The following is a 14,120-nucleotide window of genomic DNA, read 5'->3' as shown; positions in this document are numbered from 1 at the left end:
GGCGTAGGTTTGGGCTGGGGCGACCGGCCCTGCTGCAGGGAGCGGCACATGGCATTCAGTAGCGCAGGAAGAAGCGGCCCGCTGGCGGACATCAACGTCACGCCACTGGTGGATGTGATGCTGGTGTTGTTGATCATCTTCATCGTGACCGCGCCGATGTTGTCGCGGCCGATCAACGTGCAGCTGCCGCAGGCCACCGATCGCGTGGTGGATCGCCCCGAGCCACCGCCGCCGATCGAGCTGCGGCTGGATGCGTCCAGCCAGTTGAGCTGGGACGGGCAGCCGATGGCCATCGGCGATCTGCAGTCGCGCCTGCAGGCGCAGGCCAGCGAACATGCCGGCAACCTGCCGGAGCTGCGCATCAGCACCGATCCGTCGGCCGAGTACGACGGCATGGCCAAGATCCTGGCTGCTGCCGAGGCTACCGGCATGGAACGCATTGCGTTCGTGCAGTGAGCGGGTCACCGGTGCGGCCTTCCTGATGGAGGGCCGCACTTGGGCAGCAGGCGCTGGGAAGGGCGCCGATGTAGATCACCGCCTTCGGTGAATACGTAGCCAAATGACGTTATCTGCTCTCAGAATCGTCAAATCTGCGTGAAAGAGTGTCGGGCATCACGCCGCGATCTTTACCGCTTGTTTACAAAGGAGACGCTGCCGCCATGCAGGGGGGAGCGCGGCAGTCCATGTCCCGACATTCCTTTGGAGAGAGAGCGAATGAATTACCTGCACCACCGCCCCTTGGCGGTTGCCGTCGCGCTGTGCGTGACCGCCCTGGCACCGATGGGCGCTGCTGCCCAATCGACCACCACCAATCTGGACGCGATCGAAGTCACCGGTACCCGCATCAAGCGCGCTGAAGTGGAAGGCCAGGTGCCGGTCCAGACCCTCAATCGCGCCGACATCGAACGCACCGGCCTGACCTCGATCGGTGAAGTGCTGCAACAGCTCACAGGTTCCGGCTCGGCGCTCAATGCCAAATTCAATTCGTCCGGCAACTTCGGTTTCCCGCCCGACGGCAGTGGTGTTGGCGCGGGTTCGGCGCAGGTGGACCTGCGCCATCTGGGTGCCAAGCGTGTACTGGTGCTGGTCGATGGCATCCGCTGGGTCAACGAATCCTCGGCCTCGGGCGTCGGCTCGGCCACCGACCTCAACACCATTCCGCTGGCGATCGTTGAACGCATCGAAGTGCTGGAAGACGGCGCGTCGTCGCTGTACGGCTCCGATGCCATCGCCGGTGTGGTCAACATCATCACCCGCCGCGATTTCGACGGCGGCCAGGTGACGTTGAACTATGGCCAGTACGGCAAGGGCGATGGCACGCAGAAGGGCGTGGACCTGGCCTGGGGCAAGAGCGGCGACCGTTACAGCCTGTTCCTGGGGGCAAGCTGGACCAAGCAGGACCCGGTATATGCGAAGGACCGCGAGCAGTCGCGCTTTCCGATTCCCGGTACCGGCCTGGCCTTCGGCAGCGGCGGCATTCCGCAGGGGCGCTTTGCCTTCGTCGATCCCAATACCGGTGCGGAACAGGACATCGTGCCCAACACCGGCGTGAGCAGCCCGCGTTACGACGGCAGCGCCGGCTGCAACCGCACCGACGACTACCACTGCTTCACCAGCGCCGACCGCTTCAACTTCGCCGAGTACAACATGGTGCTGACGCCGTCGGAGCGTAAGGGTCTGTTCGGCCAGTTCCGCTTCGACATCACCGACAACGTGCAGTGGTACGTCAAGGCACTGGGCAACCGCCGCGAGTCGACCAACCAGGCCGGCCCGGAGCCGCTGTTCTTCGGCCCCGATGGCGCCACCGGCAATCCGCTGGCCGACAACATCGTGGTCTCGGCACTGAACCCGTACAACCCGTTCGGCTTCGACCTGGTGTCATCGGGCAACATGAGCCTGATCGGTCGCCGCCCGGTGGAAGGTGGAGCGCGCGTGTTCGAGCAGCAGGTGGACACCACGTACTTCGCCACCGGTCTGGTCGGCAACTTCCAGGCGGCCGACCGCAGCTGGTACTGGGACGTCAACGGCATGTACAGCAAGAACAAGGCCGAGCAGACCAACTACGGCAGCTACAACATCTACAACGTCAACATGGCGCTGGGTGATCCGGCCGTGTGCGCGGCCACGCCAGGCTGCGTGCCGCTGAACATCTTCGGTGGCGCCGGTTCGATCACCCCGGACATGCTGCGCTGGATCCAGCCGGTGGTGCGCGACCGCAGCCAGAACGAACTGAGCCTGTTCACCGCCAACCTGTCCAGCGATCTGTTCACCCTGCCGGCCGGTCCGGTGTCCTTCGCCACCGGACTCGAACACCGCAAGTACAAAGGCTCGTACCAGCCCGACCCGCTGACGGTGATCGGCCACTACAACGGCGTACCGTCGCAGCCGACGTCCGGTTCCTACGACGTCAATGAAGCGTACCTGGAGCTGAGCGTGCCGATCTTCGCCGACTCGGCACTGGGCAAGAAGCTGGACCTGAGCCTGGCCGGCCGCTATTCGGATTACTCGACCTTCGGTGGCGAGTTCACGCCCAAGTACGGCCTGCGCTGGCAGGTGACCGATGACTTCGTGCTGCGTACCACCTACGCCGAAGGCTTCCGCGCACCGTCGATCGGTGAGCTGTACGGTTCGGCTGCGCGCGCTGACCTGCAGCTGTTCGATCCCTGCTCGGTCGGCCTGGGCGGCACACCGCCGCGCGGCAGTGCGGCCAACTGTGCCTCGCTGGGCGTGCCGGCGGGCTTCCAGCAGGCCAACTCGCAGATCTCGGTGACCACCGGCGGCAACCGCGAGCTGGAACCGGAGCGGTCGCGCAGCTTCAGTGCCGGCTTCGTGTGGAGCCCCTGGTTCGGCAATGATGCGTCGTGGTCGGAGCGCTTCGACGTGGAAGTGACCTTCTATCGCCACAACATCGATGGCGCGATCCAGGCGATCAACGCGCAGACCCAGCTGGACCTGTGCGTGGATACGCTGGACCCGATCTACTGCGATGGCATCACCCGTGCCAGCACCGGTGCAGTCAGCAGCTTCAACAACCGCCTGACCAACCTGGGTTCGATCAAGACCGATGGTTGGGATGTGGATCTGTTCTGGACCCTGCCGCAGAGCTCGATCGGCCAGTTCAAGCTGGGCTGGAAGAACACCTTCGTCGGTCGCTATGAGGCCACCGGTGCGGCCGGCCAGAGGCAGCCGCAGAAGCCCGGCGTGGAAGTGGCTGACAGTTCGATTCCGGAATGGACCAGCAACGCCAGCATCGGCTGGACGCTGGACAACTGGAGCGCCAACTGGACGGTACGCCACATTTCCGAACTGACCGAAGACTGCGGTGACGCCGTGGCGTTCCCGGTGTGCAGCAACCAGGCCGCCGGCACCAACACCCTGTCGGCCACCACCTTCCATGACATGCAGGTGGGCTACAAGATCGACTGGATGAAGGGGCTGCAGCTGACCGCTGGCCTGAACAACGTGTTCGACAAGGATCCGCCGATCTGCCTGTCGTGCTCGTTGAACGGCTATGACGCCTCGACCTACGACATCCCGCGGGGCCGTTACTGGTACCTGCGCGCGGACCTGCGGTTCTGATGAAGGGACGGCGCCGGGCTCAGCCCGGCGTCCCCATGTGGAGGTAGAGCCGAGCCCATGCTCGGCTCGATCGCCCACAACGTTGCGAAAGGCAGCCGAGCATGGGCTCGGCTCTACAGGTGCGGGGCGATCGTGCCCCGCGCCTGCTCAGAACGACCAGGTGAAGGTCAGCGAACCGTTGCGACCATCGCCATACGCGCCGTAGCCATTGATCTGCGAGAGATACTTCTTGTCCAGCAGATTGTTGAGGTTGGCCTGCACGCTGAATTCCGGCGAGATGCGGTAGCGCACGAACGCACTGACCAGGGCGTAGCCACTCTGCTCGATACGGCCATAGGCCGGCACCGGGTAGTAGATGCGGTTCTGCCAGTTGGCACCGCCACCGACAGTCAGTTCCTGCAGCGACTGCGGGGTGTAGCTGGTGAACAGCTTCAGCGCGGTCTGCGGCAGATTGGTGTTGATGTCGGCGTCGTTGGCATCCTTGGCCACGTAGCGGGAGGCGCCGAACGTGGCGTTCCAGCCCGGTGCCAGTTCGCCGTTGAGCTCGAACTCGAAGCCACGGCTGACTGTGCCGCGTGCGGCGCGATAGGCAAATTCGTTCTGGCTGCCGGGCACCGGCTCGCCAGTGATCTGGCCGACGTTGTCCTGTTCGATGCGGAACACCGCCAGCGAAGCATTCAGGCGGTTGTCGAACCAGGCGCCCTTGACGCCCACTTCATAGCTCTTGCCATCCACCGGGTCCAGATAGCTGCCGTTGCGGTCCTTCAGCGTCTGCGGCTGGAAGATCTCGGTGTAGCTGGTGTACGCCGAGTAGGTGTCGTTGATGTCGAACACGAGGCCGGCATACGGCGTGGTTTCCTTGTGCGAGCGGTCGGCGTTCTCGCCTTCGCTCTTCCAGTCGGTGTAGCGTGCGCCGATGATCAGCTTCAACGGGGCGGCCAGTGACAACCGTGCGGCGACGTAGCCGGCCTTCTGGGTAATGGTGCCTTCGCTGGCCAGGGCCAATGGGTTCCAGTTCGGCTCACTGATGTTGCCGGTCCAGTTCAGATAGCTGGCAAACGGATTCCACGGCAGGCCAGCGCCGCCCACCTGATAGTCGCCATAGTTGGCGTACTCGCGCTTGTTGTAGCTCAGGCCGGCCATGAACTGGTGCTCGCGGCCGAACAGCTGGAACGGGCCGTCGACATAGCCATCCACGCCGGTGACCTTGCGCTCGGTGTTGTAGAAGCCGGCCGAGGGCGAAATGCCCGCACCGGTGGTCTTGTCGAAGTTCGACGCGCCGGTGGTCCAATCGTTGTACGCGGGGTAGAACAGCTTGTCGTCGGCCTTGGTCTGGTCATGCGTGGCGCCGATCTTGAACTTCCAGCCACTGCTGAAGGCGTGCTGCAGGGTGGCGAACGCACGCTTGCTGGTGGTGTCCCAGTAGGTCCAGTTCGGGCTGGCGTTGAACGATTCGTCGTACGGCGTCGCGCTGCCGTCGGAGTACAGCATCGGGAAACCACCCCAGGTCGCGCCGTTCGCGCGTTTCTGCTGGTAGTCGTAGCCCACGCTGAGCTGGGTATCGGGGGCCAGGTCGGCGTCGATCACCGCATAGCCCAGTGTCTTGCGCTGGTTGTAGCGGTCCATCTGCCCATCGGTGTCCAGGTAGCTGCCGATCACACGGCCGCGTACGGTGCCGCTGGCGTTGAGTGCGCTGCCCACGTCCACGGTGGTGCGGGTGCGGCCCCAGCTGCCGACGTTCACCGACACGCTGCCGGTCAGCTCGGCGCTGTCGGCGTGCTTGCGGATCAGGTTCACCGATGCCGACGGGTTGCCGGCGCCACTGAGCAGGCCGGTGGCGCCGCGCACCACTTCCACGCGGTCGTACAGGGCCAGGTCCAGGCCGGAGTCGCCGTAGCTCCAGTTCTGCACCATCTGCGTGGGCAGGCCATCGAACTGGTACGCATCGATGTAGAAGCCGCGTGCGTAGAACTCGGTGCGCTCGCTGTCCGACTGCGTGCTGGTCACGCCGGTGGTGTTGCCCAGCACGTCGATGATGTCGTCCAGCTGCTGATCTTCGATGCGCTGATGGCTGATGATGCTGACCGATTGCGGGATTTCGCGCGGCGCCAGGTCGAAGCGGGTACCGGCCGAAGTGCGGCGCACCGAATAGCCTTCCGCACGCTCGCCCTTCACCACGACCTTGTCGAGGGTGGTCGGGTCGGCGGCGGCTTCGGCGAAGGCAGCGGGGGCGGCGGCCACGCACAGGGCGGAGAGCACGGCTGCGGACAGGCGATGCGGCAGCAGGGGGGAGGTCGAACGGTTCATCAAGGTTCCTGGACGGGCACGTGCGTGCGTCCGACCGGCTTCCCGGATGGTCTGGCGCCGCGGCTGGTGGGGATCTCGCGCCGCTGGCGAAGCCCTGCGTTTCAGGGCGGTGGCTGGGCAATGCGAGGACGGACGAACCGTCCTGGCTGCCCGGAAAACGCCAATATCGTAATGGGAATTGTTTCCATTTACAAATGGGCCAGCGGCTGTGCCTGCGTTCGGCGCGACAGGACTATTCGTCGGGAATCAGGCGTTCAGCAAGGATATTCAGGCGCGGCAATTGCCCCTCGATGCCGTCGGCATATTCGATGGAGATCATCACGTTCCGCTCGAGCCCACGGATGTCGGACACATGGATCCTGCCGGTCAGGTACTCGGGCGTGGTACGCACCGGTCCGGCATAGCGGGCGCCGGGGTCCAGGCAGGCCATCGCGCTGCGGATGTTGGCCGAGGCGAATTCGGTGGAGGAATGGGCAAGCAGCCAATCGCAGAACCGCTTGCCTGCCGGATTGCCCTCGTGCGTGCAGCCCTTGCTCCACGTGTTCCAGTCAGTAACCAGTTCGATCGACTGGCTGGCGCCCACCGGCGTGCTGTTGGCGAAGGCGAGCATCTGCGCGCATATCGGCTCGCGCGGCGCCTGCAGCGTGCTGCAGCCCGTGGCCAGCAGCATGATGGTGATCAGCAGCGGGGTGCGACCAAGTGCGGCCATCGGCGTGCTCTCCCTGTCACTGCGGTTGATGATGGGGGCATGCAGGTGAAGAGTCGAGCTTGCAGAACTGCCTGGCAGCGGTCGGCAACGTGTGACTCTGCGAGGCAGCTCAGCGCAGCAGCGGCAGCGGATCGCGAGCCCCGTCTTTCCCGTAGATGCCCCAATGCAGATGGGGCGGCGTGCCCTTGGCGTTGCCGCTGTCGCCGACATGGCCGAGCAGGTCGCCGGGTTGCACCACCTGTCCGCGCGCCAGGCCATCGGCCCAGTCTTCCAGGTGTGCGTAGTAATAGCGCTCGCGTCCCGGGCCGATGACCCAGACCTGGCGGCCACCGAGGCCGCTGTCGCGGATGTCGGCGACAACACCGGGGGTAGCACTGCGCACCGGCGTGCCGCGCTTGCCGAAGATGTCGATGCCGGCATGGCTGCGGTCGCGACCGCGCGGCGCACCGAAGGTATCGGCGATCTGGCGCGGGCGGACGCCGTCCACCGGCACCGGCAGCTGCGTGGCCGGCGGCATGCGCGAGAGTGTCCACAGCATCTTCGGTGCGGCGGCCCACGGGCTGTTCCAGAAGGCCATCGCCGCGATGATGGCAATGGCCAGGCAAAGGCCACGCAGGAGCCAGCGGCGCAGGCGATGGGCGGGCGAGTGCAGTGTATTCATGGTCTCCGAACGTAGAGTCTAGCCATGCTCGACGGCTTCGGTTCTTGGGGATACGCCAGGGAAAAGCAGTCGAGCATGGCTCGACTCTACAGAAGCGCTGCCAACGGCACGTCGAAGCCGCGCTTCAACGTGCCCAGCGCCACCGACGTGCGGAAGCGCTCGATGTTGTCATCCGCACCGAACAGCCGCTCGGTGATCGCCTCGTACTCTTCCATCGATGCCGCCGAGAGCAGCAGCAGGAAATCACCATCACCGGTGATCGAGTAACACTGCTGCACGGCAGGATCGTCCTGCACGCGGCGGCGGAACGGGGCGAGCTTCTCACGCTGCTCGCTGACCACGCGCACCTCGACGATGATGGTCAGCGGCCGGCCGATCTTCGCGGCATCGATCACCGCCACATTGGCGGCGATCACGCCGCTGTCCTGCAGGCGCTTGATCCGCCGCTGCACGGCCGGGGTCGACAGGTGCACGGCTTCGGCGATCTGCCGTTGCGGCAGGGTGTTGTCCTGCTGCAGCAGGGCGAGGATGGCGCGGTCGAAGCTGTCCAGCACGGGGGCAGTGGCCATGGTGAGCAGAAGTTGCACGGACGGGCCGTCAATTGAGCCAAGTGCTCGCCGCCGGCGCAATAGACTGGCGGCATGCAGACTTCTCGAATCGCGCCGATGTTGCCGGCGCTGGCGGTGCTCGGCTCGGTCACCGCACTGGCCATCGGTACCTCCTACGCCAAGCAGCTGTTTCCGTTGATCGGTGCGCAGGGCACCAGCGCGCTGCGCGTGGGCTTCTCGGCGCTGTTGCTGCTGCTGTTCTGGCGGCCATGGCGCTGGAAGACCAGCCGCGTGGATGCGATCACGATCCTGCGCTACGGCCTCACCCTGGGCCTGATGAACCTGTTGTTCTACATGGCCTTGCGCACGATCCCGTTCGGCATCGCGGTGGCCATCGAATTCACTGGCCCGCTGACGGTGGCGATGCTGTCGTCGCGACGGCCGATCGATTTCCTCTGGGTGGGCTGTGCGGCGGTCGGGCTGCTGTTGCTGCTGCCGATCGGCGGCGGCCCGGCACTGGACCCGGTGGGCGTGCTGTACGCCATGGGCGCGGCGGCCTGCTGGGGCCTGTACATCGTGTTCGGCAAGCGCGCCGGCCACCTGCACGCCGGGCATTCGGTGTCGCTGGGGCTGTTGGCTGCGTCGCTGGTGGTGGTGCCGGTGGGCGTGGTGCATGCCGGCGCGGCGTTGCTGGAGCCGAAGATCCTGCTGGCCGGGCTGGTGGTGGCGCTGGTGTCCAGCGCGATCCCGATGTCACTGGAGATGATGGCGCTCAAGCGCCTGCCGAAGGAGACCTTCGGGATCCTGATCAGCATGGAACCGGCAGTGGCCGCGCTGTGGGCGATGCTGCTGCTGCACGAGCACCTGCATGGCCTGCAGTGGCTGGCCATCGGCTGCACGGTGCTGGCTTCGGTGGGCAGCACGATGACGGCAAGGCGGTTGAAGGTGCCGGTGGCGCAGGCGGGGTAGCGCGGGCCAGGCTCGGCGGAGAGCGTGCGGACCAACGGTCCGCACCCACCAGGTCAGCCTGCCAACGGGGTCCGCACCCACCAGGGCAGCGTGCCAACCAAGGTTGGCCCCTACCAGGGTCGGTAGCGCCGGGCCATGCCCGGCGAGCGCAGCGGCAGCGTTAGCGCAGGGCGTCGGCGGGGACGTCGATCGCCATCGCCAGGGCCAGATGGTCGGAGAACGCGGCCGGTACCGCTTCCACGTTGCGGGTCTGCAGACCGCTGCTGACCAGGATGTGGTCGATGGCGCGGTCGGGGCGCCAGCTGGGGAAGGTCGGCACGATGCAGCCAGGCGGCTGCAGGCGGGTCTTCTGGTACAGCACCTGCATTTCCGGACGTTCGGCCAGGCAGTTGAAGTCGCCCATCAGCACCGCATTGGGATGGTCGGACAACAGCTCGGCGATGAAACCGAGCTGGGCCATCCGCGAACCTGCGCCCAGCGACAGATGCGCTACCGCAACCGCCAGGCCATCACGACCATCGCCGAACTTGGCCAGCAGCACGCCGCGCCCGCCGATACGGCCGGGCAGGGCGTGGTCCTGCACTTCCACCGGTTCCAGCTTGCTCAGCAGGCCGTTGGCGCTGGAGGCGACGCCGCCCATGCGCCGGTTCGGCTGGTGGCTCCAGTAATTGAAGCCGGCGCGCTGGGCCAGGTAATGGGTCTGGTTGGTGAAGCCCGAGCGCAGGCTGCCGGGGTCGGCCTCCTGCAGGCCGACGATGTCATGACCGCGCGCCAGAGTGGCAATCGCGTCAAGGCTGCTGCGCTTGCGACCCGCCGGCAGCGCATGTGACCAGCTGCGGGTCACATAGTCGCTGTAGCGGCGGGTACTCGAGCCGGCCTGGATGTTGGCCGTCAGCAAGCGCAGGGTCCGTGTTGTGGGGGAAGTCACGGCCGGGAAAACGTCTCTTTGATCAGTGAGCCTGGGCCGCACCGCGTTCGCGGGCGATCAGGTGGTCGGCAATGCGCAGCATGTCCGGGAAGCTCTTGCCCTTTACCAGGTACTTGCCGTTGACGATGATCGACGGCGTGCCGCTGATCTGGCTGCGCTGGGCGAACTGCTTGGCCGAGTTGGTCTTGGCATTGACCGCGAAGCTGCCCATGGTGGCGGCGAACTGCTTCGGATCGACGCCGTAGGCACCGTAGAACTTGGCGATGTCTTCGACCGAATCAGCACCGCGCTCGCCCTTCAGGGTCTTCTGCGAGTGGATGGCCGAGTACAGCGCTTCGTGGGTCTTCTCCTGCACGCCCAGGGTCTGGGCAGCGTAGAAGGCACGGGCGTAGTTGTCCCAGGTGCCACCGAACATGGCCGGCACGTAGACGAAGTTCACATCGCTCGGCAGGCCGGCCTTCCACGGGCCGACCAGCGGCTGGAACGCGGCGCAGGCCGGGCAGACGTAACCGAAGATCTCGACCACTTCGACCTTGCCGGCGGCCGGCTGGAACGGCTGGCCGTTCGGGATCAGCTGGTAGTCGGCGCCTTCCACCGGGGCCGGGCCGGTCAGCGCGGCGGTGGTCGGGGCAGGGGCGGTGCTGGCGGCGGTCTTGTCACCTTCGGCAGCTGGTGCAGCGGCTTCGCTGCCTGCGGCCGGCGCGGCCGGTTCGGTACTGGCCGGGGCCGCGGCCGGTTCTGCCGGGGCGGAGGTGTTGGTGGTGCCGTCGTCGGCCTTGCAGGCGGCCAGGATCGGCAGCAGCGCTGCGAGGGCGAGGGCGGCGAAACGGGTCTTCATGGAAACGTCTCCAGCATCTGGAAAGGTGGGGCCGGCGTCAGGCGCCGGCCAGAGGGAAATGATGACATGCGGCGGCGACAGCGCCGTGTCGATGGTGTGAGTTGGTTCAGCGGCCGCGGGCAGCGCGGGCCTGGGCGATCAGCGCCGAGGCGATGCGCAGCTGGTCGTCGAAGCTCTTGCCACGCACCAGGTACTGGCCATTGATGATGATGGCCGGGGTGCCCGGCACCTGGGTGCGCTGGGCGAAGGCACGGGCGGCATCGACCTTCTTCTGTACCGCCTCGCCGCGCAGGGCCTGCGTGTAGCGCTCCGGGGTCACGCCGTAGGCCTTGTAGAAGCTGGCGAGCTCATCGGCCGAGACATTCTGCATCGGCAGCGTGCCGTCATCGTGCAGGGCCTTGAACACGGCGGCGTGGCTGCGCTTGGCTACGCCCACTTCGTCGGCGGCGTAGTAGGCCAGGGCCCAGGCATCCCAGGCACCGCCGAAGGCGGCCGGGACCGGGGTGAAGCGCACGTCGGCCGGCAGCTTGGCGGCCCAAGCAGCCAACTGCGGTTCGAAATGGGCGCAGTGCGGGCAGGTGTAGCCGAACACCTCGACCACTTCGATCTTGCCGGCCAGCGGCTGGAACGGGCCAGGCTGGGCGATGCGCTCGTAGTCTTTGCCTTCGACCAGCGGGGCGTTGGCGGGGGTGGCGGCGCAGGCCGCCAACGGCAGCAGCACCAGCAGGGACAGCAGAAGGCGGGGAATCAACCTCATCGACACGCATCTCCGTTGAAAATGACAACGCCGGCGCAGCCGCCGGCGTGAAGGAAACATACCGCAGCGGCGAGCCGTCGTGGCGACCCGCGCCGACCAGTGGCGGTCAGGGGGCGGCGGCCGGTCGCGTCGAAGCGCCTTCGGCGGCGAGGTCGTCGGCCTTGTTGTGCAGGCCCTGCAGGTAGCTGGAAAGGGCCTGCACCTCCTGCTCGGTCAGCTTCTGCGCCACCGTGGCCATGATCTGGAAGTGCGCCTTGTCGGTCTCGTTGGTCTGCCCGGCCTGGTATTCCTGCAGGCGCCGGGCGACATAACTGGCGTGCTGGCCGCCGATGTGCGGGTAGGCCGGGCCGGGGTTGCCGGCGCCGCTGGGGCCGTGGCAGGCCATGCAGGCCGGCAGCCCGCGCTGGGCGTCGCCGCCGCGATAAAGCTGCTGGCCGATCTGGTAGAACTTCATGCCCTTGTACGGGCCCTCGGCCACCAGGGTGTCGTCGGCGATGCCGGCGTTGGCCTTCTGGGTGGCGAAGAATGCACCGATATCGCGCATGTCCTGCGGGGTGAGGTTCTGCACGAACGGCACCATCGCCACGGCGGCGCCGGAACTGCGCTGGCCGTTGGCGATCAGGGCCATCTGCTGGGCGACGTAGCGCTCGCTCTGGCCGGCGATGCTGGGATACATCTCCACCGTGGAATTGCCGTCGGCACCATGGCAGGCGGCACACGCGGTGGCCTTGGTCTGGCCGGCCTTGGCATCGCCCCAGGTGGTCTTGCTGAAATCCACCTCGAGCGAGGCGGTCCTGATCGGGCCGTTGTCGGGCAGCGGGGTCAGCGTGGTCTGCGCGAAGGCAGCAGCGGCAACAACGGCAGTAGCAAGGGCGGATACGGCAAGAACGCGAGCGTGGCGCATGCTGAAGCTCCGTATGGACCGGCCGGGCGGCGGCGGCCGGCATCGCCCGGATTATCAACGCCGTTTCCGTACACGGTCAACGCAGCAGTGCAGCATTTTCCCGCTGGAAGGCCCCGGGCCGGGCGCGCGGCGCCGCAACATGCGATCCTATGCGCATGTCATTGCTCATCGAACGCGCCCAATACCACCTCTCTGCCCACAACATGGGGCAGCTGCCGCCCGATGAAGGTTCCGAAGTGGCCTTTGCGGGTCGCTCCAACGCCGGCAAGTCCAGCGCGCTCAACGCGCTGACCCGCCAGAACAGCCTGGCCCGGGTCTCCAAGACCCCTGGCCGGACCCAGCAGCTGGTGTTCTTCCAGGTTACCCCGGACGCCCATCTGGTCGATCTGCCCGGTTACGGCTACGCCAAGGTGCCGCTGGACCTGCAGGCGCACTGGCAGGCCTTCATCGACCGCTACTTCCGCACCCGCGATGCCTTGAAGGGCCTGGTGGTGGTGATGGACATCCGCCATCCGCTGAAGGACTACGACCGGCAGATGCTGGCCTACGCCGTGCAGCGTGGCCTGCCGGCGCATGCGCTGCTGACCAAGGCCGACAAGCTGAGCCGCAGCCAGCAGATGCAGACCCTGCAGAAGGTACGCAAGGAACTGCATTCGTCGTTCGGCGATACGGTCAGCGTGCAGGTGTTCTCTGGCGCCGCCCGTACCGGCGTGGATGAAGCCCGCGGCATCATCGGCGGTTGGCTGGGGCTGGAATAAGGAACAGGGCGCCGGGCCTTGCCCGGCGACACTTTTGTAGAGCCGAGCCCGCGCTCGGCTGCCGCGCGTAGCGCGGCGAGACCCTGATGGCCGAGCACGGGCTCGGCTCTACACGGGGTCATTTCAACGGCGAGAACTCCGCCGGCACCCACGCATAGGCCTTGCCCTCGCTGCGTACGTGACCCAGCCCGGGGAAGGGCAGGTGCGCGCCGGCCACCCACCAGCCCTTGGCGGTGGCTTCCTGCAGCACGCTGCGACGGCTGGCCGTAGCCGCCTTGCGGTCCGAATCGGCCTCGAATGCCGCTTCCGGGTGCGCGAACTGCACGGCATGGAAATGCAGCACGTCGCCCCACACCAGCAGCGACTGCCCCTGGCTGTCGAAGCGATAGGACACATGCCCCGGCGTGTGGCCGTGGGTATCCATCGCCACCGCGTGGCCGGGCAGGGCGTCGCCAGGCTGGAAGGTGCGCAGGCGACCGGCGGCCTGGTACGGCGCCACCGCATTGCGTGCCAGCGCGAAGGCGAAGCGCACGCCTTGCGGCGCCGTGGCTTCGCTGGCCGGGTCGAGCCAGTAGCGGGCATCGGCCTTGGACAACCACACCGTCGCATTCGGATAGGCAGGCTTGCCCTGCGCATCGAGGATGCCGCACAGGTGATCGGGATGGGCGTGGGTCAGCAGCACCTCATCGATCTCGGCCGGGTCCACGCCCGCCGCACGCAGGTTGCCCAGCACCTGGCCCTGGTCAGGGCCGAAGCACTGCGCGGTGCCGGCATCAACCAGGGTCAGGTGCTTGCCCTGGCGCACCAGGAAGGCGTTGATCGCGGTCTGCAGACCTTTCTTGTCTTCGGGCACGTAGCGGCCTTCGAGCAGGCGGCTGACCAGGGTTGGCGGCACATCCACCACTTCCTGCCGGCCGAGCGCGACCACGCCATCGAACAGGGCGGTGACCTGCAGCGCACCGATGCGCTGGTGCTGCACACCCGGCACTTGCTGGGTGGGAGCGGGCGAAGTGGCCTCGGCCAGCGCGGCCAGCGGCAGGGAGGACAGGGCCAGCAGCAGGGCGGCGCGCAGCGGCAGGTGGCGCAGGGTCATGGTGGTTCTTCTTGATGCGTGATGGGCAGGCCCGGTGCGCACAGCGTGCCGCGTTGCGCGTGCGTGCGG

Annotated in this window: 13 protein-coding genes; 4 read left to right on the top strand and 9 right to left on the bottom strand. The window is 66.7% G+C overall.

All coding sequences use genetic code 11. The features are described from left to right. Positions 1-48: 48 nt before the first annotated feature. Both AC13GI_RS12055 and AC13GI_RS12050 read left to right on the top strand, forming a co-directional pair. Positions 49-456 carry an ExbD/TolR family protein gene (locus AC13GI_RS12055; protein ID WP_099820943.1) on the top strand — a complete coding sequence of 136 codons (408 nt, stop codon included), beginning with the start codon at positions 49-51 and terminating at the stop codon, positions 454-456. Between the two features lie 324 nt (positions 457-780). Further along, entirely contained in the window at positions 781-3,579 is a 2,799-nt protein-coding gene (locus AC13GI_RS12050) for a TonB-dependent receptor (RefSeq protein ID WP_482996387.1), read from the top strand. A 147-nt stretch (positions 3,580-3,726) separates the two neighbouring features. On the opposite strand, the gene fhuE is transcribed toward AC13GI_RS12050, so the two are convergent. The 4 genes from fhuE to AC13GI_RS12030 form a co-directional block, all read right to left on the bottom strand. Next, positions 3,727-5,886, bottom strand: a complete 2,160-nt coding sequence (gene fhuE, locus AC13GI_RS12045) for a ferric-rhodotorulic acid/ferric-coprogen receptor FhuE (RefSeq protein WP_482996368.1) — start codon at positions 5,884-5,886, stop codon at positions 3,727-3,729. Positions 5,887-6,118: 232 nt separating this feature from the next. Continuing rightward, positions 6,119-6,595: a hypothetical protein gene (locus tag AC13GI_RS12040; protein ID WP_380657918.1), complete on the bottom strand. Its 477-nt coding sequence runs from the start codon at positions 6,593-6,595 to the stop codon at positions 6,119-6,121. Between the two features lie 109 nt (positions 6,596-6,704). Further along, positions 6,705-7,256, bottom strand: a complete 552-nt coding sequence (locus tag AC13GI_RS12035; RefSeq protein WP_099820947.1) for a M23 family metallopeptidase — start codon at positions 7,254-7,256, stop codon at positions 6,705-6,707. Between the two features lie 86 nt (positions 7,257-7,342). Continuing rightward, positions 7,343-7,825 carry an Lrp/AsnC family transcriptional regulator gene (locus AC13GI_RS12030; protein WP_482996367.1) on the bottom strand — a complete coding sequence of 161 codons (483 nt, stop codon included), beginning with the start codon at positions 7,823-7,825 and terminating at the stop codon, positions 7,343-7,345. 72 nt (positions 7,826-7,897) lie between these two features. On the opposite strand from AC13GI_RS12030, the gene AC13GI_RS12025 reads away from it, so the two are divergent. Next, positions 7,898-8,773 (top strand): EamA family transporter, encoded by an 876-nt coding sequence (locus tag AC13GI_RS12025; RefSeq protein ID WP_089236864.1) that lies wholly within the window; start codon positions 7,898-7,900, stop codon positions 8,771-8,773. A 160-nt stretch (positions 8,774-8,933) separates the two neighbouring features. Here the strand turns inward: AC13GI_RS12025 and AC13GI_RS12020 are convergent, their stop codons facing one another. The 4 genes from AC13GI_RS12020 to AC13GI_RS12005 form a co-directional block, all read right to left on the bottom strand. Further along, positions 8,934-9,671 (bottom strand): endonuclease/exonuclease/phosphatase family protein, encoded by a 738-nt coding sequence (locus tag AC13GI_RS12020; RefSeq protein WP_218946652.1) that lies wholly within the window; start codon positions 9,669-9,671, stop codon positions 8,934-8,936. Positions 9,672-9,723: 52 nt separating this feature from the next. Next, positions 9,724-10,539, bottom strand: a complete 816-nt coding sequence (locus AC13GI_RS12015; protein WP_482996366.1) for a thiol:disulfide interchange protein DsbA/DsbL — start codon at positions 10,537-10,539, stop codon at positions 9,724-9,726. Between the two features lie 106 nt (positions 10,540-10,645). After that, positions 10,646-11,296: a thiol:disulfide interchange protein DsbA/DsbL gene (locus AC13GI_RS12010; protein ID WP_093818001.1), complete on the bottom strand. Its 651-nt coding sequence runs from the start codon at positions 11,294-11,296 to the stop codon at positions 10,646-10,648. Between the two features lie 106 nt (positions 11,297-11,402). Continuing rightward, a complete protein-coding gene (locus tag AC13GI_RS12005) occupies positions 11,403-12,200 on the bottom strand; it encodes a c-type cytochrome (RefSeq protein WP_099820952.1) in 798 nt (265 codons plus the stop codon). A gap of 155 nt (positions 12,201-12,355) precedes the next feature. Between AC13GI_RS12005 and yihA the strand changes: the two genes are divergently transcribed. After that, positions 12,356-12,958, top strand: coding sequence for a ribosome biogenesis GTP-binding protein YihA/YsxC (yihA, locus tag AC13GI_RS12000; RefSeq protein ID WP_099821017.1), 603 nt, complete (start codon positions 12,356-12,358; stop codon positions 12,956-12,958). Positions 12,959-13,076: 118 nt separating this feature from the next. On the opposite strand, the gene AC13GI_RS11995 is transcribed toward yihA, so the two are convergent. Beyond that, positions 13,077-14,051, bottom strand: coding sequence for an MBL fold metallo-hydrolase (locus AC13GI_RS11995; protein WP_482996365.1), 975 nt, complete (start codon positions 14,049-14,051; stop codon positions 13,077-13,079). Between the last annotated feature and the right edge of the window lie 69 nt (positions 14,052-14,120).

The organism is Stenotrophomonas sp. 82F1 (assembly GCF_056861525.1).
The sequence above is the reverse complement of the archived record's forward strand: the minus strand, read 5'-3'. Positions and strand labels throughout refer to the sequence as shown.

Excerpts from the sequence above, each read along its gene's own strand:
- AC13GI_RS12055 (WP_099820943.1), top strand. The coding sequence starts at position 49 with ATGGCATTCAGTAGCGCAGGAAGAAGCGGCCCGCTGGCGGACATCAAC.
- AC13GI_RS12050 (WP_482996387.1), top strand. The coding sequence starts at position 781 with ATGGGCGCTGCTGCCCAATCGACCACCACCAATCTGGACGCGATCGAA.
- fhuE (WP_482996368.1), bottom strand. The coding sequence starts at position 5,886 with ATGAACCGTTCGACCTCCCCCCTGCTGCCGCATCGCCTGTCCGCAGCC.
- AC13GI_RS12040 (WP_380657918.1), bottom strand. The coding sequence starts at position 6,595 with ATGGCCGCACTTGGTCGCACCCCGCTGCTGATCACCATCATGCTGCTG.
- AC13GI_RS12035 (WP_099820947.1), bottom strand. The coding sequence starts at position 7,256 with ATGAATACACTGCACTCGCCCGCCCATCGCCTGCGCCGCTGGCTCCTG.
- AC13GI_RS12030 (WP_482996367.1), bottom strand. The coding sequence starts at position 7,825 with ATGGCCACTGCCCCCGTGCTGGACAGCTTCGACCGCGCCATCCTCGCC.
- AC13GI_RS12025 (WP_089236864.1), top strand. The coding sequence starts at position 7,898 with ATGCAGACTTCTCGAATCGCGCCGATGTTGCCGGCGCTGGCGGTGCTC.
- AC13GI_RS12015 (WP_482996366.1), bottom strand. The coding sequence starts at position 10,539 with ATGAAGACCCGTTTCGCCGCCCTCGCCCTCGCAGCGCTGCTGCCGATC.
- AC13GI_RS12010 (WP_093818001.1), bottom strand. The coding sequence starts at position 11,296 with ATGAGGTTGATTCCCCGCCTTCTGCTGTCCCTGCTGGTGCTGCTGCCG.
- AC13GI_RS12005 (WP_099820952.1), bottom strand. The coding sequence starts at position 12,200 with ATGCGCCACGCTCGCGTTCTTGCCGTATCCGCCCTTGCTACTGCCGTT.
- yihA (WP_099821017.1), top strand. The coding sequence starts at position 12,356 with ATGTCATTGCTCATCGAACGCGCCCAATACCACCTCTCTGCCCACAAC.
- AC13GI_RS11995 (WP_482996365.1), bottom strand. The coding sequence starts at position 14,051 with ATGACCCTGCGCCACCTGCCGCTGCGCGCCGCCCTGCTGCTGGCCCTG.